Source organism: Microbacterium yannicii PS01 (genome assembly GCF_000304335.1).
Lineage (GTDB): Bacteria > Actinomycetota > Actinomycetes > Actinomycetales > Microbacteriaceae > Microbacterium > Microbacterium yannicii_A.
The window spans coordinates 1-23,653 of the sequence record NZ_CAJF01000013.1; the positions used below are offsets into that span (position 1 = coordinate 1).

Annotated in this window: 23 protein-coding genes and 1 pseudogene; 2 read left to right on the forward strand and 22 right to left on the reverse strand. The window is 69.7% G+C overall.

Annotated features, from left to right (window positions below; genetic code table 11):
- Nucleotides 1–265 precede the first annotated feature (265 nt).
- From WYM_RS09085 to tyrS, 3 genes are all read right to left on the reverse strand, one after another.
- Complete coding sequence (locus WYM_RS09085; RefSeq protein ID WP_019180520.1) at nt 266–904, reverse strand: UdgX family uracil-DNA binding protein; 639 nt, start codon at nt 902–904, stop codon at nt 266–268.
- A gap of 70 nt (nt 905–974) precedes the next feature.
- Nucleotides 975–1,802 (reverse strand): DUF4184 family protein, encoded by an 828-nt coding sequence (locus tag WYM_RS09090; RefSeq protein WP_019180521.1) that lies wholly within the window; start codon nt 1,800–1,802, stop codon nt 975–977.
- A 194-nt stretch (nt 1,803–1,996) separates the two neighbouring features.
- Nucleotides 1,997–3,301, reverse strand: a complete 1,305-nt coding sequence (tyrS, locus tag WYM_RS09095) for a tyrosine--tRNA ligase (RefSeq protein ID WP_026059688.1) — start codon at nt 3,299–3,301, stop codon at nt 1,997–1,999.
- Nucleotides 3,302–3,523: 222 nt separating this feature from the next.
- Here tyrS and WYM_RS19785 point away from each other — a divergent pair, with 222 nt between their 5' ends.
- Nucleotides 3,524–4,144, forward strand: coding sequence for a hypothetical protein (locus WYM_RS19785; RefSeq protein WP_019180523.1), 621 nt, complete (start codon nt 3,524–3,526; stop codon nt 4,142–4,144).
- A 52-nt stretch (nt 4,145–4,196) separates the two neighbouring features.
- Entirely contained in the window at nt 4,197–4,787 is a 591-nt protein-coding gene (locus WYM_RS09105; RefSeq protein WP_019180524.1) for a hypothetical protein, read from the forward strand.
- A gap of 41 nt (nt 4,788–4,828) precedes the next feature.
- Here the strand turns inward: WYM_RS09105 and argH are convergent, their stop codons facing one another.
- From argH to infC, 19 genes and pseudogenes are all read right to left on the reverse strand, one after another.
- On the reverse strand, nt 4,829–6,259 hold the full coding sequence (argH, locus tag WYM_RS09110; RefSeq protein ID WP_019180525.1) for an argininosuccinate lyase: 1,431 nt from the start codon (nt 6,257–6,259) through the stop codon (nt 4,829–4,831).
- A 9-nt stretch (nt 6,260–6,268) separates the two neighbouring features.
- A complete protein-coding gene (locus WYM_RS09115) occupies nt 6,269–7,447 on the reverse strand; it encodes a heparan-alpha-glucosaminide N-acetyltransferase domain-containing protein (RefSeq protein ID WP_019180526.1) in 1,179 nt (392 codons plus the stop codon).
- A gap of 10 nt (nt 7,448–7,457) precedes the next feature.
- Nucleotides 7,458–8,381 carry an ornithine carbamoyltransferase gene (gene argF / locus WYM_RS09120; RefSeq protein WP_019180527.1) on the reverse strand — a complete coding sequence of 308 codons (924 nt, stop codon included), beginning with the start codon at nt 8,379–8,381 and terminating at the stop codon, nt 7,458–7,460.
- On the reverse strand, nt 8,378–9,610 hold the full coding sequence (locus WYM_RS09125) for an acetylornithine transaminase (RefSeq protein WP_019180528.1): 1,233 nt from the start codon (nt 9,608–9,610) through the stop codon (nt 8,378–8,380). The genes argF and WYM_RS09125 overlap by 4 nt, the downstream gene beginning before the upstream one ends.
- A complete protein-coding gene (argB, locus tag WYM_RS09130; protein WP_019180529.1) occupies nt 9,607–10,506 on the reverse strand; it encodes an acetylglutamate kinase in 900 nt (299 codons plus the stop codon). The genes WYM_RS09125 and argB overlap by 4 nt, the downstream gene beginning before the upstream one ends.
- Nucleotides 10,503–11,660 (reverse strand): bifunctional glutamate N-acetyltransferase/amino-acid acetyltransferase ArgJ, encoded by a 1,158-nt coding sequence (gene argJ / locus WYM_RS09135; protein ID WP_019180530.1) that lies wholly within the window; start codon nt 11,658–11,660, stop codon nt 10,503–10,505. The genes argB and argJ overlap by 4 nt, the downstream gene beginning before the upstream one ends.
- Nucleotides 11,657–12,046 (reverse strand): Asd/ArgC dimerization domain-containing protein, encoded by a 390-nt coding sequence (locus tag WYM_RS22480; RefSeq protein WP_423793903.1) that lies wholly within the window; start codon nt 12,044–12,046, stop codon nt 11,657–11,659. Before WYM_RS22480 ends, argJ begins: the two co-directional genes overlap by 4 nt.
- Nucleotides 11,940–12,824 (reverse strand): annotated as a pseudogene (locus WYM_RS22485) (N-acetyl-gamma-glutamyl-phosphate reductase); the annotation flags it as partial. The gene WYM_RS22480 and the pseudogene WYM_RS22485, both read right to left, overlap by 107 nt.
- A 326-nt stretch (nt 12,825–13,150) precedes the next feature.
- Nucleotides 13,151–14,152: an NAD-dependent epimerase/dehydratase family protein gene (locus WYM_RS09145; protein ID WP_019180531.1), complete on the reverse strand. Its 1,002-nt coding sequence runs from the start codon at nt 14,150–14,152 to the stop codon at nt 13,151–13,153.
- A 63-nt stretch (nt 14,153–14,215) separates the two neighbouring features.
- A complete protein-coding gene (gene pheT / locus WYM_RS09150; protein WP_019180532.1) occupies nt 14,216–16,771 on the reverse strand; it encodes a phenylalanine--tRNA ligase subunit beta in 2,556 nt (851 codons plus the stop codon).
- Entirely contained in the window at nt 16,771–17,835 is a 1,065-nt protein-coding gene (pheS, locus tag WYM_RS09155) for a phenylalanine--tRNA ligase subunit alpha (RefSeq protein WP_237739369.1), read from the reverse strand. Before pheS ends, pheT begins: the two co-directional genes overlap by 1 nt.
- A 73-nt stretch (nt 17,836–17,908) precedes the next feature.
- The gene (locus tag WYM_RS09160) at nt 17,909–18,835 is read right to left on the reverse strand and encodes an amino acid ABC transporter permease (protein WP_019180534.1); all 927 of its coding nucleotides are present in this window, start codon (nt 18,833–18,835) and stop codon (nt 17,909–17,911) included.
- Nucleotides 18,832–19,479, reverse strand: a complete 648-nt coding sequence (locus WYM_RS09165; RefSeq protein ID WP_019180535.1) for an amino acid ABC transporter permease — start codon at nt 19,477–19,479, stop codon at nt 18,832–18,834. The genes WYM_RS09160 and WYM_RS09165 overlap by 4 nt, the downstream gene beginning before the upstream one ends.
- A 78-nt stretch (nt 19,480–19,557) precedes the next feature.
- Nucleotides 19,558–20,430: a glutamate ABC transporter substrate-binding protein gene (locus tag WYM_RS09170; protein ID WP_019180536.1), complete on the reverse strand. Its 873-nt coding sequence runs from the start codon at nt 20,428–20,430 to the stop codon at nt 19,558–19,560.
- 77 nt (nt 20,431–20,507) lie between these two features.
- The gene (locus WYM_RS09175) at nt 20,508–21,305 is read right to left on the reverse strand and encodes an amino acid ABC transporter ATP-binding protein (RefSeq protein WP_019180537.1); all 798 of its coding nucleotides are present in this window, start codon (nt 21,303–21,305) and stop codon (nt 20,508–20,510) included.
- Nucleotides 21,306–21,389: 84 nt separating this feature from the next.
- On the reverse strand, nt 21,390–22,190 hold the full coding sequence (locus tag WYM_RS09180) for a TrmH family RNA methyltransferase (RefSeq protein WP_019180538.1): 801 nt from the start codon (nt 22,188–22,190) through the stop codon (nt 21,390–21,392).
- A gap of 69 nt (nt 22,191–22,259) precedes the next feature.
- On the reverse strand, nt 22,260–22,643 hold the full coding sequence (gene rplT / locus WYM_RS09185) for a 50S ribosomal protein L20 (protein ID WP_019180539.1): 384 nt from the start codon (nt 22,641–22,643) through the stop codon (nt 22,260–22,262).
- A 31-nt stretch (nt 22,644–22,674) separates the two neighbouring features.
- Nucleotides 22,675–22,869 carry a 50S ribosomal protein L35 gene (rpmI, locus tag WYM_RS09190; protein WP_018172232.1) on the reverse strand — a complete coding sequence of 65 codons (195 nt, stop codon included), beginning with the start codon at nt 22,867–22,869 and terminating at the stop codon, nt 22,675–22,677.
- Between the two features lie 69 nt (nt 22,870–22,938).
- Nucleotides 22,939–23,595: a translation initiation factor IF-3 gene (gene infC / locus WYM_RS09195; RefSeq protein WP_019180540.1), complete on the reverse strand. Its 657-nt coding sequence runs from the start codon at nt 23,593–23,595 to the stop codon at nt 22,939–22,941.
- Between the last annotated feature and the right edge of the window lie 58 nt (nt 23,596–23,653).

A 23,653-nucleotide genomic window follows, 5' to 3' on the forward strand; every position in this document is an offset into this window, starting at 1 on the left:
CCCCATCCGACCCGTCTGTTCCAACCGGCCAGTCAACGATCTCAGATCGTCAGGACCAGCGGCGACCGCGGTTCCCGGAGGGGGACTCCCCATCATAGACCCGAAGGCCGACACTCTCAAATGAGAGAAGATGAGGGGCTGTTCTCCGCTTGAGGGGGCGGGGCCTTCCGGCCTCTCCGCTCTTCCCTGTGGGGCGAACAAGTAATACGTTACGTGAGGTTCCGCGTTCGGTCGAATCGGGACCGCATCCCGGGCGTGTCGCCCGTCACCGCGCCCCTGCGCGGGCGGCGGCCGCGGCGACGCGAAGGTCGTCGACGAGGCCGTCCAAGGCGGCATCCCGACCGGCGCGATCCCGAAGTCGAAGGATCGACGACGGGTGCACCGTGACGACGGCCACACGATCGCCGAGTCCGAGCGGAGCGCCGCGCTCCTCCCCGATCTTCACTGCCCGACCCAGCACCGCGCGTGCCGCCGTCGCACCCAGGCACACCACCACGGCGGGGTCGATCCGCTCGAGCTCGGCGTCCAGCCACGGGTGGCACGCCTCGATGTGCGGCACGTCCGGTTTGCGGTGGATCCGGCGTTTGCCGCGCTCTTCGAAACGGAAGTGCTTGACGGCGTTCGTGAGGTAGACCTGGTCTCGATCGATACCGGCTGCCTCCAGCGCCCGATCGAGGATCCCGCCCGCCGGGCCTACAAAGGGCTCACCCGCCAGGTCCTCCCGGTCGCCGGGCTGCTCTCCGACGAGCATCAGGCGCACGTCGGCGGGTCCGTCTCCGAACACCGCCTGCGTGGCATCGCGCCACAGCTCGCACCCGCGGCACCCCTGCACCGCCTCTCGAAGGCGCGCGACGCCACCATCACCGGGTACCCACTCCTGCGCCCCGGGTCGTTCGCGATCCATGGCCGGAACGTTAATCCGTGGCCTCGAGACCGGCCGAGGGCCTGGCGACCGCCCGCGCGGAGGACTATCGTCAGCTCCTGCGCCTCACGAGCTGCACCACGACGCACAGGGCGACGGTCACCGCACCCCACACCGCACAGGCAGGGGGGAGCACTCGGTAAGCCAGATGCGCGACCGTGAAGTCGGCGTCGAGGGGGCTGAAGGCGGCGAGGCCGAGCAGCCAGGCGATGACGAGCGCCGCCGGCAGCGAGAGCCACCACGCCCACCGCAACCCGCCGGGCAGGATGCGTCGGATGGATGCAGCCGACCGGTGCCGCAGCCAGAGCAGCAGGTAGACCCCGATGATCGCCAGGCCGACGGCACTCGAGCCGTGCTGCAGCCACTTGTACCCGGCGAGTGCGCCCCAATCGGCCTCGAGCGCCGGAATCGCCGTGACACCCCAGCGCCCCTCGTGGGTGAACAGGTCCCACACGATGTGGCTCAGGACTCCGAGCAGCAGCGACAGCACGAGCAGTGCGAGTCGGCCCCACGACACCCGTCCCGAAGAGGTGACTGCTCGGTCGCGGTCTGGGCGGACCCGCGAGAGCGCGAACGTCTCCCACAGAGCCGGCGCCGCGCCGTGATCCCACTCCTCCGGCAGCCGCCGCGCGAGCCAGGCGGGAGCGAGCTCGCGCGCCGCCGGACGGAGCACGCATCGCCACACCAGCAGCAGCGCCAGCGCGAGCACGACGGTGAGCGGCAGCCATTCGAACGCATGCGTGCGTCCATAGTGCAGCGGCAGCCCTCGCACGAACAGCGGAAGGTCGGGGGTCATCGCCCCCACCGCGATCGCCGCCGGCACGAGCGGCGTCCGCACGAACGGCAGCGCCACCACGGCGTGACTCGGTGTGAACGGCATGCGCACCCTTCGACAGGCTCAGGGACCGGGAGGTTGGATCGGGACCGGGAGTTCGAGTCAGGGACCGGGAGGTCGGATCGGGACCGGGAGTTCGAGTCGGGGACCGGGAGGTCGGTCAGGATCGAGAGATCGGATCAGGACCGGATGCTCGGACCAAGGACCAGGCGCACTGGTCGGCCGGGCGGACGGGAACGTCAGCTTGCGACGAAGACGCCGGCCAGCGTCTTCTTGCCCCGGCGGAGCACCGACACTCCCCCCGGGAGCCCGCCGGAGACGGGGGTCTTCTCGTCCTCCACGCGCGCGCCGTCGAGCGACACCCCGCCCTGCGCGATCGCGCGCCGAGCCTCCGAGAGGCTCGAGACGAGCCCGGTGTCGACGAGCGCCTGCGCGACCGGAGTGCCCGCGGCCAGCGTCGCGTTCGGAAGCTCCTCGAGGGCATGGCGGAGAGTGGCCGCGTCGAGCGCCGCCAGGTCGCCCTGGCCGAACAGCGCTTCGGAGGCCGCGATCACAGCGGCGGCGGCATCCGTTCCGTGCACGAAGGCCGTCACCTCCCGGGCGAGTCGGCGCTGCGCCTCTCGCCGGAACGGCTCGGCGGCGACGAGGCGCTCGTACTCCTCGATCTCTTCGCGCGTGAGGAACGTGAAGATCTTCAAGCGCGAGATGACGTCGCTGTCGTCGGTGTTGAGCCAGAACTGGTACATCCGGTAGGGGCTGCACATCGCAGCGTCCAGCCAGATCGCGTTGCCCTCGCTCTTGCCGAACTTGGTCCCGTCGCTGTTCGTGATCAGCGGCGTGCCGATGGCGTGCACCGAGGCACCCTCGACGCGGTGGATGAGGTCGGTGCCGCTGGTGAGATTTCCCCACTGGTCGCTGCCGCCGGTCTGCAGGACGCAGTCGTACTGCCGGTACAGCTCGAGGTAGTCCATGCCCTGCAGGATCTGGTAGCTGAATTCGGTGTAGCTGATGCCGGCCTCGGAGTTCAGGCGCGCGGCGACCGCGTCCTTCTTGAGCATCGTGCCGACCCGGTAGTGCTTGCCGATCTCGCGCAGGAAGTCGATGGCGCTCATCGGTGCCGTCCAGTCGAGGTTGTTCACGATCCGGGCGGCGTTCTCGCCGTCGAAGCTGAGGAAGCGCTCGACCTGCGAGCGCAGGTACCCGACCCATTCGGACACCGTCTCCTTGGTGTTGAGCGTGCGCTCCGCCGATGGGCGGGGATCGCCGATGAGGCCTGTGGAGCCGCCGACGAGACCGAGCGGCCTGTGTCCTGCCAGCTGGAGACGGCGCATGGTGAGCAGCTGAACGAGGTTTCCCAGGTGCAGGCTGGGCGCCGTCGGGTCGAAGCCGCAGTAGTACGTGATCGGATCCCCGGCAAGCAGCTCGCGGAGCGCCTCCTGATCGGTGGACACATGCACCAAGCCGCGCCAGACGATCTCGTCCCAGACGTTCTCGAACGCCGGGTCGTTGGCAGGTGCGGTCGCTGTCACGACGGTTTCAGACACGCGTTTCAGGCTATCAGCGGCGGATGCTCGGCCCGGCGGCGCCGGGTCGAACTGCTCCCGCAGAAGTCGAAGCTGTCGGAGAACCTCGCGTGGTATCGCTCCGAAGCGGATGAAGTGAAGTCCGTCGGCTCAACTCGGGTGTGATTTAGCCCACAGGCTTTCATCGATCAAGCCCCTAGGCTAAACTGTCGATATCTTGATCTTCTCAGCTAAAGGTGGCCCATGTTCGTCGTGACTGCAGATCAGCGAGGGAGCCGCAAAGGCACCGACCTGATCCCCGCTGCGCTGGCAACGGTCACCCAGAACGGCAGCAGGCCACTGGCACTCTCTCCGGAACGCACGGCCGGTGACGAGTTCCAGGTCGCCGTCTCAGATGCGCGGGCGGCTCTCGGCATCGTGCTCGACCTCACTCGCACCCGCACGTGGAGCGTCGGCGTCGGTGTCGGCGCCGTCGAATCGCCCCTGCCCACGAGCGTCCGCGCCGCGCGGGGCGAGGCGTTCGTCAACGCCCGGGACGCCGTGGACCGCGCGAAGAAGGCGACGACGCGGCTGGCCGTCACCGCACGCGATGACGCGGGAGGGGATGCCGAGGCCCTCGTCCGGCTGCTGGTGGAGCTGCGCGATCGGCGCAGCGACGAAGGCTGGGAGGTCTACGACCTCCTCGCGGACGGTCTCACCCAGCGCGAGGCGGCGACGCGGCTCGGCATCAGCGAAGGCGCCGTGAGCCTGCGGGCCAAGTCCGCAGCACTGCGAGCCGAGGAGGCCGCGGTCCCGGCACTCGAGCGGGCGCTCGAACGCCTCGACGCGGCCGAGGTCGTACGACCGAGCGTCGGACCCGACTGAGGTCGGCCGCGGCTCCGGATCTGCGTCGGAGCCTCATGCCAGACTGAACGCCATGCTTCCCCCCGACGCGATGCTCGGCGCCGTGCTCTCGATCTTCCTGTTCCTCGCTCTGTGCGCCGCTCTCGTCCTGGTCGTCATCAGCCTGCGGCGGCCCGCGGACGTCCCGCTCATCGTCGCCGGCGTCCTCGTGGTGCTGTGTCTGCTGGTGGTGACGATCTCGCCGGTGAACGTCCCGCTGCTCGTCGGCCTCGGCATCGCCCTCCTCGGCACAGCGCTGGCCGTACTCGGGGGCAACCCCGTCACCCGACGGGTCCTCGAGATCGCCACGCACGGGCGCGTGCAGGAGGGCGACAACGGCGGCATCATGCTGCGCGCTCCGTCGCTCGCGGGCGGGAGCGAGGGCGCTGTCCGCGAGGTCCTCCGCGGAGGCACGACCATCGGCTATCTGGAGCGGGTCGCCGTGGCGCTCGGCATCATCGCCGGCTTCCCCGAGGCGATCGCCGTCGTCGTGGCGCTCAAGGGCATCGGCCGCTTCTCCGAGCTCGCCGCGGCGGAGGCTCGCGAGAGGTTCATCATCGGCACGCTCGCGAGCCTCGTCTGGGCGTGCGTCGTCGCCGCGCTCGTCCGGCTGGCCGTGTGGTGAGCGGCCACCGCCGCCCGACGAGAGCCTGACGGAACCGAGGCCTAGAGTCCCAGGGCGTGCGCCGCGGCCTGCACGCGCTCGACGAGCTCGACACGCTGCTCGGCGACACGAACCGGCGCAGTGCCGCCGGCGCCGGTTCGGCTCGCGACCGAACCCTCGATGGTGAGCACGTCCCGCACCTCGGGCCCCAGGTGGAACGACACGGCGGCGAGCTGCTCGTCGGTGACCTCGTGCAGCTCGATGCCGTTCTCTTCGCAGACGCGCACCAGGTGACCTGAGATCTCGTGCGCGTCGCGGAACGGCACGCCCCGCTTGACCAGCCACTCGGCAACGTCGGTCGCGAGCGAGAAGCCCTGGGGCGCGAGCGCGGCCATGCGCGCGGTGTCGAAGCGAAGCGTGGCGACCATGCCGGCGAAGGCCGGCAGTACGGTCTCGAGGGTGCGCACCGAGTCGAAGACGGGCTCCTTGTCCTCCTGCAGATCCCGGTTGTACGCCAGCGGGAGAGCCTTGAGCGTCGCGAGGAGACCGGTGAGGTTGCCGATGAGCCGGCCCGCCTTGCCCCGGGCGAGTTCGGCGATATCAGGGTTCTTCTTCTGCGGCATGATGCTGGAGCCCGTCGAGTAGCCGTCGTCCAGTGTGACGAACCCGAACTCGCGAGTGTTCCAGATGATGATCTCCTCGGCGAACCGGGAGAGGTCGATGCCGATCATCGCCGTGATGAACGCGAACTCGGCAACGACATCGCGCGCGGCGGTGCCGTCGAGCGAGTTCTCGGCCGGACGGTCGAGCCCCAGCTCGCGAGCGACGAGCAGAGGGTCCAGTCCGAGCGTCGAACCGGCGAGCGCCCCACCGCCGTAGGGAGAGACCGCGGCGCGGGCGGACCAGTCGCGCAGGCGCTCGAGATCCCGCACGAGCGGCCAGGCGTGGGCCTGCAGGTGATGCGCGAGCAGCACCGGCTGGGCGTGCTGGAGATGTGTCCGCCCGGGCATGATCGCATCGGGATGAGCCTCGGCCTGCGCCACCAGCGCATCGACCAGGCGAAGCACCTCGCGCGCGATCGTGCGCGAGTGGTCGAGCAGGAACATCCGCACGAGCGTCGCGATCTGGTCGTTGCGGCTCCGTCCGGCGCGGAGCTTGCCGCCCAGCTCCGGCCCGACAGCCTCGATGAGCGCCTGCTCCAGCGCGCCGTGCACATCCTCGTCGGACGCGGCGGGCAGCAGCGTGCCATCGGTGATGCCCTGCACGAGCGTGTCGAGCCCGGCGTGCATCGCCTGCTCCTCGTCCTCATCGAGATACCCGGCGGCGGCGAGCGCCTTCGCGTGCGCGTGGGAACCGGCGATGTCGTAGAGCGCGAGGTCCCAGTCGAAGTGCGTGGAACGGCTCAGCTCCGCCAGTTCCGGAGAGGGCCCCGAGGCGAAGCGGGCTCCCCACAGTGCGCCTTTGTTCGTTCCGTCGGCCTTCGCATCACTCACCCGTCCAGCCTAGCGACGACGCGTGACCGATCCAGTCGCGGCGGGGTCGCCCGGCGGCTCCTCAGGCAGCGGTCGCGGATCCCGGACGACGAGCCGCGCGATCCGGTCCACGGCGGCTTCGAGTGGACCGCGGCCGACCAGCAGCGCCCACGCCGTGCAGAACACGATGGTGCCGAGGGTGAGCGGCCAGAAGGGCTGCAGGTCGCGGAATCCACGAAGGTCGCCGGTGTCGCCGAGGACGGATCCCGCGACCATCGCCCACACCACCAGCTGCAGCGTGTAGGCGGTCAACGGCATGGCGCCGACCGCGCGCAGCGGCACCACGGCGTAGGTTGCCACCGTCCGGCAGACGAGAAGACTGGCTCCGAGCACCGCCAGCGCGAATCCGCCCGAGCCGATGACCTCGAGCAGCCCGGTCGAGTGGGGGCGCGACGTCCACAGCGCCCCCGCGAACGACGAGGCTTCGGCTCGCGCATCGGCCCCCGTCGCGGCATCCAGCCCATACGCGATCGCGGCGAGCGCCGTTCCCGCGCCGAGGAGGACCCACTGCACACGCAGGCGGGTCACTCCCGACCGAGCGACGCCGAGCCCGGCGACGACGAACGCGATCCATGTGGTGAAGGGATAGTGCCAGCCCACGGCGAGGCCCAGGTCACTGCCCACGGGCGTTGACCAGAAGGGCAGAGCATCCAGGATCACCTGGACGAACGGCATGACCACGGCCAGAACCCCCGCGATCGTGAGCAGCGCTCGGGCGCCGAGCCGCGCCAGCGGGATCGCGAGGAGGAAGAGGATCGCGTACGCGGGGAGGATGACGTACACCGGCACGCCGGTGGCGATGAGGACGAGACCGAGCACGCCCAGCAGGCAGGCGCGCACCACGAGTCGCAGGTTGACGGTGGTCGCCGCCTCGCCTCGCAGCGGTGTGCGTCCGCCGGTCACCAGCCCGATCGAGACGCCCGCGAGCGTCGCGAACAGGATCGACGATCTCCCGTCGACCACCACGAGCCACGTCGCGGGCTCCGAGAGGTCGATCTGACCGGTGATCCACAGCAGATGCGCGGCGAACATCCCGAGCACCGCGAGGCCGCGCGCGAGATCCACGCCGTGGATGCGTCGCGGGCCGTTCAGGCGCTCCCACCGCGCCGCAAGGTACCCGCGGTCCGGCGACTCGCTCAACGATCGCACCCCGCCCCGGTCAGTCCTGTCGCAGCAGCCAGACGAGAAGGGCCTTCTGCGCGTGCAGCCGGTTCTCCGCCTCGTCCCACACCACGCTCTGCGGACCGTCGATCACCTCGGCGTCCACCTCGTATCCGCGGTCGGCGGGCAGGCAGTGGATGAAGATCGCGTCGTCCTGGGCGAGCGCCATGAGGTCGCGGGTGACCTTGTACGCCCCGAGATCGCGCAGACGCTCGAGCTTCTCCTCCTCCTTGCCCATCGACACCCAGGTGTCGGTGACGATGACGTCCGCCCCCGCCGCCGCCTCGAGGGGGTCGGTGTAGAGAGTGACCGAGCCGCCGGTCTCGGTGGCGCGGCGGTCGGCGTCGGCGATCACATCGTCGCGCGGCGCGTACGTCTCGGGTGACGCGACGCGCACGTGCATGCCTGCGGTGACGCAGGCGAGCACGTACGAATGCGCCATGTTCGACTTGCCGTCCCCGAAGAAGGCGAGCGTGAGGCCGGCGAGGTCGCCCTTGTGCTCCTTGATGGTGAGGAGGTCGGCGAGCAGCTGGCAGGGGTGGAAGTCGTCGCTGAGCGCGTTGATCACGGGGACGCGTGTCCCCTCGGCCATCTGCTCGAGGCCCGCCTGCGCGTAGGTGCGCCATACGATCGCGGCGACCTGCCGCTCGAGCACCCGTGCCGTGTCGGCGGGCGTCTCTTTGCCGCCGAGCTGGCTGTTCGCGGTGGAGATGATCAGCGGCGTGCCGCCGAGGTCGGCGATCCCGACGGCGAACGAGACGCGGGTACGGGTGGACGACTTGTCGAAGATGACGGCCACCGTCTGCGGGCCCTCGAGCGGCTTCAGCTTCCAGCGGTCCTTCTTCAGCGCGACCGCGAGGCCGAGGATCTCATCCTGCTCGGCCTGCGTCAGGTCGTCGTCGCGCAGCAGGTGGCGGGTCATGCGGGGGCTCCCTGTCGGTCGCTGATCTCGCTGGAGGTCTCGAGGAGCAGCGCGTCCTCGACGGTGCGCACCGCGGCGGTGAACAGCGCGATGAACTCGTCGATCTCGACGTCGCCGATCGTGAGGGCCGGCACGAGACGGATGGTCTCGTCGTTGGGCGCGTTGATCACCAGGCCGTGCTCCTGCGCGGCAGAGACGACCGCCTTGGCGACGGGATGCCGCAGCGCCACGCCCAGCAGAAGCCCGCGACCCCGGCATCCGGTGATCAGCTCGCTGTCGATGCCGAGAATCGCGGCGCGCAGCTGCGCGCCGCGCTCGGCGGCGTTGTGCACCAGCCCCGCGCGCTCGATCTCAGCGAGCACGGCGCCCGCGACCGCGGTGCCGAGGGCGTTCCCGCCGAAGGTCGAGCCGTGCGTGCCGGGGTAGAAGAGCTCACTGGCCGCGCCGAAGGTGATGAGCGCGCCGATCGGGAAGCCGCCGCCGATGCCCTTGGCGACGGTGATCGCGTCGGGGGTGATGCCCGCGTGCTGGAACGCGAACCACTCCCCCGTCCGGCCGGCGCCGGTCTGGATCTCGTCGATGATGAGCAGTGCGCCGTGGCGCTCGGTGATCTCACGGGCTGCTGCGAGGAATCCCTCGGGCAGATCGATCACGCCGGCCTCGCCCTTGACCGGCTCGACGAACAGCGCCGCCACCCGGTCATCCATCGCGGCCTCGAGAGCCTCGGCCGTGGTGTCGATGAACTCGACGCCCGGCGTCATCGGCAGGAACGGCTCCTGCATCCACGGCTTGCCCGTCAGCGCCAGGGTGCCCATGGTGCGACCGTGGAACGCGTCCTTCAGCGCGAGGATGCGGGGGCGCTCGGCTCCGCCGTGCAGGCGGGCGAGCTTGAACGCCGCCTCGTTGGCCTCGGCTCCCGAGTTGCCGAAGTACACTCGGCCCGCGTCACCGGTGCCCGCCAGCCGCTTGAGCGTGGCGGCGAGTGCGAGCTGCGGAGGTGTGGCGAAGTAGTTCGAGACATGCGCCAGGGTCGCCGCCTGAGTCGAGATGGCTTCGACGAACGCCGGGTGCGCGTGACCCAGCGAGTCGACCGCGATACCCGCCAGGAAATCGAGATAGCGCTTGTCGTCGGCATCCCACAGATACGAGCCCTCGCCGCGCACGAACAGCGCCATCCGCTCGCCGAAGCTGCGTACGAGGTCGCGCCCCGCCTCTTCCTGCCACGTCATCCGAGGACCACCTCTGTTCCGATTCCCTTGCTGGTGAAGATCTCCACGAGCACCGAGTGCGGCACCCGCCCGTCGATGATCGCGGCCGTCTCGACGCCGCCTTCGACGGCCTCCAGGCACGCCGACATCTTCGGGATCATGCCCGATTCCAGCCGCGGCAGCATCGCCCGCAGCTCGGTCGAGGTCAGGTGCGACACGAGAGAGTCGCGGTTCGGCCAGTCGGCGTAGAGCCCCGCCACGTCGGTGAGCACCACGAGCTTCGCAGCTCCCAGGGCGACGGCGAGCGCGGATGCCGCGGCATCCGCATTCACGTTCAGCGAGTGCCCGGGATGATCCAGATCGGGCGCGATGCTCGAGACGACGGGGATGCGGCCGGCCGCGATCTGGTCGAGCACGGGCTGCGGATCCACCTCGACGACATCGCCCACGCGGCCGAGATCGTGCTCGACGCCCTCGATCACGACGCCGCGCCGGCGGCCGCCGAACAGGCCGGCGTCCTCACCGCTGAGCCCGGTGGCCACCGGGCCGTGGGCGTTGATCTTCGACACCAGCTGCGGGTTGATCTGACCGGTGAGCACCATACGGACGACCGAGATCGCCTCGGTGGAGGTGACGCGATAGCCGCCCTTGAACTCGCTCGGGATCTCGAGGCGGTCGAGCATCGACGAGATCTGCGGACCACCGCCGTGCACGACGACGGGCTTGACCCCGACGTAGCGGAGGTAGGCGATGTCGGCGGCGAAGGCGTCCTGCAGTTCCTCGCTCACCATCGCGTTGCCGCCGTACTTCACGACGACGATCTGCTCGCGGAAGCGCTTGAGCCAGGGCAGCGACTCGATCAGGGTCACGGCGCGGGAGCTGGCCTGGCCGGGGTCGGTGTCCTGCAGGTCTGTCATGAGGAGTACGCGCTGTTCTCGTGGACGTAGTCGTGGGTGAGGTCGTTGGTGAGGATGCGGGCGGACGCCGAGCCCACCTTCAGGTCGACGACGAGATCGGTCGTCCGAGGCGTCAGATCCACCGCCTCGCGCGGCTGGTCGGGACCGCCGGCCGTGCACACGCGAACCCCGTTCATCCAGACGTCCACGTCGTACGGATCGAACGCCGCCTGCGTGGTGCCGATGGCGGCCAGAACCCGGCCCCAGTTCGGGTCGTTGCCGAAGATGGCGGCTTTGAAGAGGTTGTTGCGGGCGATGGAGCGCCCGACCTCGACGGCCTCCTCTTCGGATGCCGCGTTCTGGACGAGGATGCGGATGTCGTGACTCGCGCCCTCCGCGTCACCCTGCAGCTGCTCCGCGAGGTCGAGGCAGAGGGCTGCGAGCACTTCCCGGAACGCGCCGGGCTCGGGCGTGACCCCCGATGCCCCGCTCGCCAGAAGAGTGACCTGGTCGTTGGTCGACATGCATCCGTCGGAGTCGAGCCGGTCGAAGCTGACTCGGGTGGCATGGCGCAGGTGGGCGTCCGCGTCCTCGGCGGTGAGCACGGCGTCGGTCGTGATGACGACGAGCATCGTCGCGAGGCCGGGCGCCAGCATCCCGGCCCCCTTCGCCATGCCGCCGATCGTCCAGCCGTCCTGCGTGCGCACGGCGCGCTTCGGCCGCGAGTCCGTCGTCATGATGGCGAGGGATGCCGCCTCTCCGCCGTCCTCCGAGAGCTCGGCGATGCCCAGCTCCGTGCCGGCGAGCACCTTGGCGCGGAACACCTCGTCGCCCGTGCCGATCAGCCCGGTCGAGCAGACCAGGATGTCGCCCGCGCTCGCGTCGAGCAGCTCGGCCGCCTTCTCGGCAGTCTGATGCGTCGTCTGGAAGCCGAAGGAGCCGGTGAAGCAGTTGGCGCCGCCGGAGTTCAGGACGATCGCCTCGACCACGCCGTCCTGGATGACCTGCTGCGACCAGATGATGGGGTTGGCCTTGGCGCGGTTGCTGGTGAAGACAGCGGCACCGGCCTTGAGGGGTCCGCGATTGACCACGACCGCAACGTCAGGCTTGCCGGTGGACTTCAGTCCCACGGCGACGCCCGCCGCTGCGAATCCCTGGGCCGCGGTCACGCTCACGGGGCGACTCCGTTCACTGACAGCGCTGTGCCCTCGGGCAGGTCCAGCGCGATGTTCATGGACTGCACGGCGGCTCCGGCCGTGCCCTTGACGAGGTTGTCGACCGCGGTCACGACGACCACGCGGTTCGCCGCGCGATCGATCGCAAGGCCGATGAGCGCCGTGTTGGCGCCCACCACGTCGGCGGTGCGAGGGAATTGGCCGGCCGGCAGCAGCTGCACGAACGTCTCGTCGCCGTACGCCGCCTCCCACGCCTCGCGAATCTGCTCATCGCTGACCCCCCGGCGCGATCGGCGCGGTGGAGGTCGCGAGGATGCCGCGCGCCATCGGCACGAGGACGGGCGTGAAGGAGATCCGGATGCCGCGGTCCGCGGCCTCCGCGGCACCGGCCCCGGAGCCCACCGCGCTGGCCCCTGAGCCCACGGCACCGGCGCCCGAGCCCACGGCACCGGCCCCTGAGCCCTCGGCACCGGCCCCTGAGCCCGTCGAAGGGCGCGCGGCGGCGAGCGCCTGCTGGATCTCGGGGATGTGGCGATGCGAGCCGCCGACGGCATAGGGGTTGGCCGAGCCGAGGATCTCGCTCGCGAGCAGGTTCGTCTTGAGGCTCTTGCCCGCGCCCGACGGGCCGACGGCCAGGACGGTGACGATGTCGCCCGGATCGATCACTCCCGCCGCCACACCGGGGGCGAGCGAGAGGCTCACGGTCGACGCGTTGCATCCGGGGGCGGCGATGCGCGTGGCTCCGACGAGGCGGTCGCGCTGCTTCGCGCCCGCGACCGGAAGCTCGGGCACCCCGTAGACCCACGGTTCATGGAAGTCCCCGCCGTAGAACCGATCCCAGTCCGCCACCGATTCGAGGCGGTGGTCGGCACCGGCGTCGATGACGAGCGGCGTATCCCCGAGGGCGTCGGTGTACTGACCGGACTGTCCGTGCGGCAGAGCGAGGAACACGATGTCGTGGCCGGCGAGCACGTCGGGGGTGGTGTCCGAGAGCGTGAGATGCGCAAGCGATCTCAGGTGCGGCTGATGCTGGATGAGCGGCTGTCCCGCGTTGGAGTGCGCGGTCACGGTGCGGATCTCGACGTCGGGATGCGCGGCGAGGATCCGCAGGATCTCGCCGCCCGCATAGCCGGATGCGCCGGAGACGGCGACCGAATATGTCATGGATTCCACCTTAGAGTCTTGGGGCGGGGCGGAATTGAACCCCGAGGGCCGGAGACGGCGACACCCGCTCGCAGGCGTCCATGACGGACGGCGTGCGGGGTCGCCTAGAGTCGGCGCTCGCCCAGACGGCGTCGGCGCGCAGGCGCGGCGCTCGGAACGAGCGCTGCGAGAACCTGGACCGCCGAAGGCATGGGCCGACGATAGCCGCCTCGCAGCGGCATCCGCAAATCGGCACCGCCGGCGGCACCGCGTGACGTGCGCAACTCCTGAGGTTCGTGGCGCCGGCGCGGGCTGTCGGCTCACACGAGTCCCGCGGACTCGAGATCTCAGGAGTTGGGTACGCCGAGATCGGACAGCAGATCGAGTTCGTCGGCGCGCGAGAGGCCGGCGCGACGGTCGCGGTCCAGTCCGCGCTCGCGCTCGTCGTCCAAGGTGCGACGCAGCGTCTCGCCCAGCGGCCGAAGACGTCCGCCGAGCAGACGGTAGACCGCATTGGACCGTGTCCAGAAGCCCGGCATGTCGCGCGGCAGCCACAGGGGCAGGGAGCGCGGGCCCGACCAGTACGCCACGTCGTGCGCCTCGAGCAAGTCGTCGGCGGCTGTGACGGTCGTCCCCGTGTATCCCGCGACGGCTTGCGCCTCGGAGAACAGTGCGTCCAGCTCGACCGGGTCACCCACGGTGTTCGCTGCACCCGTCCAGCGCTCACGCCCGATCGCGTGGACGAAATCCGCGAGGTCGTCGACGTCGATCACATGCGCACCCCGGCCCTCGGCATCCGGCACGAGCACGTTCGCGGAGTCGGCGTCGGCGGCGGCGAGAGCGAAGCGCGACACCCAATAGCCGAACCGATCGGTGGGGTCGCCCGGGCCGACGATGAGACCCGGGCGGACGACAGCGGCCCGGAAGCCGAGCGAGGAGCGGACGGATGCCTCGGCCCTCGCCTTCGCGCGCCCGTAGTCTTCGTCCTCATCAGGTCCGGCGGGCACGAGAAGGTCCGCCGACTCATCCGCTCCCGGCTCGTCGTTCGCGGCATAGACCGACACCGTGGAGATGTAGGTCCAGTGCTTCGCGCGCTCGCCCAGCGCCTGGACCGCTGAAGCGACGTGCACCGGGTTGGACGAGATGTCCACCACCTCATCCCAGTCCCGCGACGCGACCGCGTCGTAGACGCCGGACTCGTCCCGGTCGCCGACCACCAGCCTCGCGCCGTAGGGGGCGGGTCGCCCACCCCGCGCGAGGCAGGTCACGGAGGCCCCGCCGGCCGTCCATCGATCGACGATGCGGCCGCTCAGCCAGCCCGTCCCGCCCAGTACCAGCACATCGGTCATAGGCTCAGCCAACCAGAATCAGGCACGGCACGGAGGCCCGCACCGCCGTCAGCGGAGGGGCGGCTACTCGCGCAGCGTCGCGCCGAAGCGCTCGGCGGCGACGGCGACGCCCGCGAGCCGCGCCTCGGAAGCCTCGGCAGCGGTCAGGGTGCGGTCGGGCGCGCGGAAGCGCAGCGCGAACGTCAGGCTCTTTGCTCCCTCGGGCACACCCTGGCCGCGGTAGTCGTCGACCAGTCGCAGGGACTCGAGCAGGTCGCCGGCGCCCTCGAGCAGCGAGGCGCGCACTTCAGCGGCAGGGACGTCTGCTCCCACGACGAGAGACACGTCCTGCGTCGCGGCCGGGAAGCCCGAGAGCGACGAAGCCACGACGCGCTCGCCCGCGAGCGAGAGCACGAGATCCAGATCGAGCTCGGCGACGATGACGCGACCGGGAAGATCGGATGCCTCGGCGACGGCAGGAAGAAGCTCCCCGACGTAGCCGACCTCCACGCTGGACCCCGAGTCGGCCGACGCGACCGAGAGCACACCCGTGCGGCCCGGGTGAAGCGCGGCGCGCTGGCCCTGGGCCACGTCGATGGTGACTCCTGCGGCGCCGGCGATCGTCCGGACGGCGTCGAGGACGTCGGCGAGCTGGGCGGCCGCCGCCGCCAGCCCGGGCTGCTTGGCCACCAGGTTGCCGGTGAGCAGGACGGCGACATGCCGGTGCTGGGGCGGAATCGACGCGTCCAGCTCGGCCAGGGTCGCGGCATCCGGTCGCACTGCCAGCGGCGGCACGTGGGCCGTTCCGTACCGGACGCCGGTCTCGGGAAGGAAGACGACGCCCGTCTCGAAGAGCGCGAGGTCTGTGAAGCCACGTGACACGTTGCGGTGCGCCACCTGGAGCAGACCCGGGATCAGCGACCGACGCAGGAAGGGCGCCTGGCCGTCGAGGGGATTGGCGAGCTTCACGCTCGGGAGGTGCTCCCCCGACGCCGAGCCGTGCAGGTCGTTCTGGTCCTCGGTGGTGAAGCCGAAGGAGGGTGTCTCGACGTATCCGGCGGACGCCAGGGCGTTCGCGACGCGGCGCCGGCCCTGCTGGGCCGGAGTGAGGCCGCGGCCCGACGGGGGCGTGGGAAGCTCGGACGGGATGAGGTCGTACCCCTCGATGCGGGCGACCTCTTCGGCCAGCGTCCACTTGTCGGTGAGGTCGGGGCGCCACGACGGCGGGATGACGTGCCATCCGGCCGCGTCGTCCTCGGCCTCCACGACCTCGCAGCCGATCAGTCGCAGCGACCGCTCGATCTGCTGTGCGGTGTAGTTCACGCCGATGAGGTGCTGCACGAACAGCGGCGGAAGCTCGATGCCCGAGATGAGCACCTCGGCGAAGAGCGCGCCACCGAGCTCCTCGTCACTGGTGCCGCCGGCGTACTCGACCATGAGCTCGGCCACGCGGCGCGCCGCCACGAACGGAACGAGCGGGTCGACGCCGCGCTCGAAGCGACGGGATGCCTCGGACGGGAGCTTGTGCCGACGGGCCGTGCGCGCGATCGACACGGTGTCGAACGTGGCCGCCTCGATGAGCACGTTGCGGGTCGAATCGCTCATCTCGGTCGTGCCGCCGCCCATGACGCCGGCGAGGCCGATCGGACCGGACTCATCGGTGATGAGCAGATCTTCAGGGTCGAGCGAGCGCACCTTCGCGTCGAGCGTCTCGAGCTTCTCGCCCGGCGTCGCACGCCGGACGGTGATGCCGCCGCTCAGCTTGTCGAGGTCGTAGCCGTGGATCGGCTGCCCGAGCTCGAGCATGACGTAGTTGGTGATGTCGATCAGGATGCCGAGCGAGCGGATGCCGGCGAGCGTCAGGCGAGCGATCATCCAGGCGGGCGTCGGCTTGGTCGGGTCGACGTCGCGCACGACGCGCGCCACGAACTCGGACGCCCCCACCCGGCCCCGGATCGGAGCAGTGTCGTCGACGGAGATCGGGAAGCCCGATCCGGGCGCGACATCATCCCATGTCCGCTCGGCGGGATCGCGGAAGGGAGCACCGGTGGCGTGCGAGTACTCGCGCGCGACGCCGCGGATCGACAGCGCGTATCCGCGGTCGGGCGTGACGTTGATCTCGACGGCGGCGTCGTCCAAGCCGAGCAGCGAGATCGCGTCGGTGCCGACGGGCGCGTCGATGCCGAGCTCGACCAGGCGCAGGATGCCGTTGTGCTCGTCGCCGAGTCCCAGCTCCTTCGCCGAGGCGATCATGCCGTCCGACACGTGGCCGTAGGTCTTGCGCGCCGCGATGGGGAACGGTCCGGGCAGCACCGACCCGGGCAGCGTCACCACGACCTTGTCGCCGGCGAAGAAGTTCCGGGCGCCGCACACGATGCCGTGGACCGGATCGCCGCCGTCGGCCGCCCGCTCGCCGTCATGCGCGACGCGCACCTGGCACCAGCGGATCGTCTTGCCGTTGGACTGCGGCTCTTCGACGAACTCGACGACTTCGCCGACGACGATGGGGCCCTGCAGCTCGAAACGGTGCACGTCCTCCTCTTCGAAGCCGACGCGCACGAGCGCCGCGAGGACGTCCTCGGGCGTGGCTTCGGCGGGGACGTCGACGTACTCACGCAACCAGGAGAGCGGGACGCGCATCAGACCACCATTCCGAACTGCTCGCTGAAGCGGACATCGCCCTCGGCCATGTCACGCATGTCCTGGACGTCGCTGCGGAACATCAGGGTCCGCTCGATGCCCATGCCGAACGCGAAGCCGGAGTACTCCTCCGGATCGATCCCCGCCGCGCGCAGCACGTTCGGGTTGATCATGCCGCAGCCGCCCCACTCGATCCAGCGCGCCCCGCCCTTGAAGGTGGGGTGCCACAGGTCGAGCTCGGCGGACGGCTCCGTGAACGGGAAGAAGTTGGCGCGGAACCGCGTCTTGGCCTCGGCACCGAACAGCACCTTGGCGGCGTGGTCGAGCGTGCCCTTGAGATGGGCCATCGTGATGCCCTTGTCGACGACGATGCCCTCGAACTGGGTGAAGACCGGAAGATGCGTCGCGTCGAACTCGTCGGTGCGGTACACCCGGCCCGGGCACAGCGCGTACAGCGGCAGATCGCGCTCGAGCATCGAGCGAACCTGCACAGGGCTCGTGTGCGTGCGCATCACGAGGTGGCGGTCGACGGGATCGACGAAGAACGTGTCCTGCATCTGCCGTGCCGGGTGGTCGACGTCGAAGTTGAGCGCGTCGAAGTTGAACCACTCGTGCTCGAGCTCGGGACCCTCGGCGATCTCCCACCCCATGCCGACGAAGATGTCGGCGATCTGCTCCTGCAGAAGAGAGATCGGATGCCGCGCACCGACGCGGGCACGGGCGGCCAGGGCGGTGATGTCGACGCGCTCGGACTCGAGCCGTGCGGCGGTCTCAGCCTCAGCCAGCTCCTCCTCGCGCGCGGCGAACGCCTGGTTCACGCGCGCACGCGCCTGTCCGACGAGCTTGCCGAACTCCGCCTTCTTCTCGTTCGGCACGTCGCGCAGGCGGGCGTTGAGCTTCGCCAGCGGCGAGCCCCCGCCGCTGTGCGCGGAACGGGCGGCCTTCAGGCTCGCCGTATCGGAGGCGGAGCCGATCGCGGCGAGCGCGTCGTCGACGGCGGCGGTCACCGCCTCGGGCGTGATCTCGGCCAAACTCGATGGGCGCGGTTCAGGAGCGTCGGACACGAGAGACGAGTCTACCGACGGAGCGAGCCCGCCCCCGCCGCTGCAGTCAGCCGTCCGACGGGCCGCACGCTTGTCAGCGCGGACCGTTGTACTCGGATTGGCGCGCGGCCGCCGTCGCCTCCACCTGGAGGAGGGTCGCCGGGTTCGTGGGGTCGGCCGCCTTGCCACGACGCACCCGTCCGCCGCCGCTCGCCGTACGCCGCGAGAGCCAGCGAGCGAACCACGACAGCGTCAGGTTGATCACGAGGTAGATGATGAGCGTCACGACGAACATCGAGAACATGTACCTGTTGCCGAAGAAGCTCAGCAGGTTGTTCATGTTGTTCCGGATGATCTCGTTGTAGCCCACGATGTACCCGAGCGACGTGTCTTTCAGGAGCACGACGAGCTGGGCGACGATGATCGGCAGCATCTGCCGGAACGCCTGAGGGAACTCCACCAGCATCTTGGACTGGAACTCGCGCATTCCCACGCTGAGGGCCGCCTCGCGCTGGCCGCGCGGCAGGGCGACGAGACCGGCCCGCAGGATCTCGCCGATGAGCGTGCCGTTGTACAGGATCAGGGCGACGACGACCGCCCAGAAGGCGCCGGTGGATGCGACGAGCAGGATGAACAGCATCATGAGCAGCACCGGCATGCCGCGGAGGAACTCGATGAGCCACGCCGTCGGAATGCGGACCCAGCCGATCGCCGAGCTGCGCATGAGGGACAGCACGACGCCGAGGATGAGTGCTCCGACCGCGGCGACGGCCGCCGCCTGGAGCGTCGCCACGACGCCGCGCCCGATGGAGGTCCAGACCTCCGGGTCGACGAAGATGTCCCAGCGGCTCGCGTCGAACATGCCCGGCAGGGTGATTCCGCCAGACTCCCGAGGAGCGGCGAGCAGCGTCACGACCCAGACGGTGAGGGCGGCGATCAGAATGAGTGAGACCACCGAGAGGATCAGCGAGAATCGCCGCGCCCGAGGGCCGGGGGCATCGAACAGGACCGACGTGCTCATCGCTTCACCACCCAGCGCTTCTCGAGACGCCCGGCCACGAAACCGAGCGGGATGGTGATGACGAGGTACAGGACGGCCGCCGTGAGGAGGATCGGGATCACGATGTTGCCGTTGTCGTTCGCCAGCTGGCGTGTCGTCGCGAAGAGCTCCACCACGAAGAAGCCGCCCGCTACCGACGTGTTCTTCGTCAGAGCGATGAACACGTTGATGAGCGGCGGGATCGTCATGCGGAAGGCTTGGGGAAGGACCACCAGCGAGACCGTCTGCCCGAAGCCGAGGCCGATGCTCCGCGCCGCCTCGGCCTGACCGAGCGGCACGCCGTTGATACCGGAGCGGAGCGCCTCTGCGACGAACGGCGACGTGTAGTAGGTCAACGCGACGAAGGCCAGCAGGAGATACGGAGCCCGCAGCCCGAGCATCGGCATCACGAAAGCGGTGAAGAAGAACACCAGTGTGAGCGGGGTGTTCCGCGCGATCTCCGTCCAGAACGCCGCGAAACCGCGCAGCGCGGCGACGGGCGAGATCCGCATGGCGGCGATCAGCGTGCCGAGCACGAGCGCACCGATGCCCGACACCACCAGCAGGATCAGCGTCACGCGGAAGCCCTCGAGGAAGATCGGCATCAGCGACCACAACTGCTCCATGGGGCTCTCCTTCCTTGCTCCTCGTTCAGGACGGACGGCGACCCGGCCCGTCGGCGAGGACGGACCGGGTCGTCGACATCAGTAGCGGTCCGGTGCCGGCGGCTCGACGAAGGGCAGCACGGTGCCGGCGGTCGAGTTCCAGGCCTCTTCGTAGCGGCCGTCCTCGTACGCCTTCTCGAGCACGTCGTTGATCCAGTCGCGGAACTCGGTGTCTTCGAGGGCGAGGCCGATGCCGTAGGGCTCCTCGGTGAACGGCTCGCCGACGACCTTGAACTCGCCCTCGTTCTGAGCCGCGAGGCCGGCGAGGATGACGTTGTCGGTCGAGACCGCGACCACATCCCCGTTGCGCAGCGGCTCGAGGCAGTTGGAGTACGTGTCGGTCAGTACCGGCTCAGCGCCGATCTCGGCGAGCTTGGCCGCCGGGGTCGAACCTGTCACCGAGCACACGCGCTCACCCTCGAGGTCGGCTTCGCTCTCGATGTCCTCGTTGTCGGCGAGCGTGAGGATCGACTGACCCGCCATGTAGTAAGGACCGGCGAAGGAGACGACCTCCTTGCGCTTGTCGTTGATCGTGTACGTGGCGATGACGATGTCGACCTCGCCGTTCTGGATGAACGGCTCGCGGTTCGCCGAGACCGCTTCCTTCCACTCGATGTCCTCCTCGGCGATGCCGAGCTCGGATGCGATGATCTTGCCGATCTCGACGTCGAAGCCCTCCGGCGTGCCGGACGGCCCCATGAGGCCGAACAGCGGCTGGTCGAACTTGGTGCCGATCGTGATGGAGCCCGCCTCGTTGAGCTCCGCCATCGTGGTGCCCTCTTCGAAGGTGACTTCTTCGGGCTCGGGGGCGGTGGTCTCTTCGCCGCCGGGCGTGCCGCCGGTGGCGCACGCCGACAGCGCGAGCGCACCGGCGGCTGCCAGTGCGATCAGCGGAAGTCGCATTCGCTTCATGTCTTCGTCCTTTGCTGTGGCGGACCGCTCGTGACGGTCCTCTTGGTTCCCGGCCGCGGCAGGCGGCCGGAGCGGGATCAGTGCTCGAGGATCTTGGACAGGAAGTCCTGGGCCCTCTCGCTCTGCGGGTTCGTGAAGAACTGCTCGGGCGTGGCCTCTTCGACGATCGCGCCGTCGGCCATGAACAGCACGCGGTCCGCGGCCTTGCGCGCGAAGCCCATCTCGTGCGTGACCACGATCATGGTCATGCCGTCGGCCGCGAGGCCGATCATGACATCGAGCACCTCGTTGATCATCTCGGGATCCAGCGCGCTCGTCGGCTCGTCCATCAGGATGAGCTTCGGGTTCATCGCCAGCGAGCGCGCGATCGCCACGCGCTGCTGCTGACCGCCCGACAGCTGATTCGGCATCTTCCTCGCCTGGTTGGCGACGCCGACGCGGTCGAGCAGCTGCATCGCCTTCTCTTCGGCGTCCTTCTTCTTCATGCCGCGCACCTGGATCGGCCCGAGCGTGACGTTCTCGAGCACAGTCTTGTGCGCGAAGAGGTTGAAGGACTGGAACACCATGCCGACATCGGCACGAAGCTGCGCGAGCGCCTTGCCCTCTTCGGGAAGCCGGGCGCCGTCGATCGAGATGGTGCCCGAATCGATCGTCTCGAGCCGGTTGATCGCGCGGCACAGCGTCGACTTGCCGGAGCCCGACGGTCCGATCACGACGACGACCTCGCCGCGATTGACGACGGTGTTGATGTCTTTGAGCACGTGCAGGTCGCCGAAGTGCTTGTCGACGTGGTCGATGATGACCAGTGGTTCGCCGCGCCGCACCGAGATGTTCGAGGTCCGGGGCGCCGGCGCCGGGGCTTCAGGTGTCGCCATGAGTTCACCCTAGGGGCGCGCTCCGACCGCGGGCCAGTGGGCGCGCGACCCTTTACCGTTCTGTAACAGCGCGGGAACGGGGCGTCAGACTGCGGCCCGCTGCGCGAACGCGGTCTCGTACAGGCACACGCTGGCCGCGGTCGCCAGGTTCAGCGACTCAGCCGCACCGAAGATGGGCAGCCGCAGCGACAGGTCGGCCAGCGCGAGGGCGTCGTCGTCGAGTCCGCGGGCCTCGTTGCCGAACAGCCACGCGGTCGGCTCGGCGAGGATGGCGCGCGACGCCAGGAAGTCCCCTCCCCCGACGTCGGCCGCGATGACGCGGACGCCCGCGGCGTGGGCCTTCTCGATCGCCGTCGGCAGATCGACTCCGACCGCGATCGGCAGGTGGAACAGCGAGCCGGTCGTGGCGCGCACCACTTTGGGGTTGTAGGGGTCGACGGTGCGGCCCGTGAGCACGACGGCGTCGGCTCCCGCGGCATCAGCTGCCCGAATGATGGTGCCGAGGTTGCCGGGGTCGCGCACCTCTTCGCAGATGGCGACGAGCCGGGGCGAGGCGGCGAAGATCTCGCGCAGCGATGTCGGCGACTGCCGCGCGACGGCGACGATGCCCTGCGGGGTGACGGTGTCGGCCATGGCGTCCAGCACGGCCTCGGTGGTGAGCACGACCTCGATGCCGGCATCCCTCGCCGCGTCGCGGATGTCGGCGTGCTTCTCCATCGCCGTCGGCGTCGCGAAGAGCTCGACGAGCGTGTCGGCGCGGTACGCCAGCACCTCGCGCGCGGCCTGCGGCCCCTCGAGCAGGAACAGCCCCGTCTCGTGGCGGGCGCTGCGCTTGGTCAGCTTCGCGACGGCGCGCACGCGCGGAGAGCGAGGGTTCTCGAGCACGGCACTCAGTCTAGGGACAGAAAAGGCGCCCTCCTCGCGGAGGACGCCTTTTCAGGACGGATGCCGTCGTCAGGCGCTCTTGGGCGCGTTGACGTTCTCGGGCAGTGCGCCCTTGGCCGTCTGGACGAGCGACGCGAACGTGCCCGGCTCGTTCACCGCGAGCTCTGCGAGCATGCGGCGGTCGACCTGCACACCCGCGAGGCCGAGGCCCTGGATGAAGCGGTTGTACGTGATGCCGTTCTGACGGGCAGCGGCGTTGATGCGCTGGATCCACAGGCGGCGGAAGTCGCCCTTGCGCTTGCGACGGTCGCGGTACGCGTAGACGAGCGAGTGGGTGACCTGCTCCTTCGCCTTGCGGTACAGGCGCGAACGCTGACCCCGGTAACCGGAGGCGCGCTCGAGGATGACGCGACGCTTCTTGTGGGCGTTGACCGCCCGCTTGACTCTAGCCATTTCGTGTGATTCCTATTCGTGCGTCGGGCGCTCAGCGACCGAGGAGCTTCTTGGCGACCTTGGCGTCGCCGGGAGCGAGAACCTGCTCCTGCGACAGGCGACGGGTACGGCGCGACGACTTGCCCTCGAAGTTGTGGCGAAGGTTCGCCTGCTGCTTCATGAGCTTCCCGCTGCCGGTGACCTTGAAGCGCTTCTTGGCACCCGAGTGGGTCTTCTGCTTCGGCATCTGTTCTTCCTTCGTTTCACATCCCGACAAGGCGGGAGTCGTATCCCGCGGTGCGGGAGTCTGTGGGGCCTACTCGGCGGCTGCCGGCTCGGCTTCTTCGGAGGCGGCGCCGCCGGTGCGGGCGGTGCGAGCGGCCTCCTTGTTCGCGGCGCGCTGAGCGTTCTGCTCGGTCTTCACCTCGGACTTGTTCTTGTGCGGCGCGATGACCATCACCATGTTGCGGCCGTCGATCGTGGGGTTCGACTCGACGGTGCCGAACTCGGCCACGTCCTCCGCGAACTTGCGGAGGAGGCGGACGCCCTGCTCGGGACGCGACTGCTCGCGGCCACGGAAGAGGATCATCGCCTTGACCTTGTCGCCCGACTGCAGGAAGCCCTCGGCGCGCTTGAGTTTGGTGATGTAATCGTGGGCTTCGATCTTCAGACGGAACCGGACCTCCTTGAGGACGGTGTTCGCCTGATTGCGACGCGCTTCCTTGGCCTTCTGCGCAGCCTCGTACTTGAACTTGCCGTAGTCCATGATCTTGACCACGGGGGGCTTCGAGTTCGGGGCCACCTCGACGAGATCGAGGTCGGCTTCCTGAGCCAGGCGCAGCGCCACCTCGATGCGGACGACGCCGACCTGCTCACCCGCGGGTCCGACGAGGCGGACCTCGGGGACGCGGATGCGGTCGTTGGTGCGGGGATCGCTGATGCGGAACTCCTTGGGTTGCGGGGTGCTGACCACCGCGACACGGATGCGTCGCGGGCGGAGGAAGATCCCACTCCACCCGTCAGGACGCTGC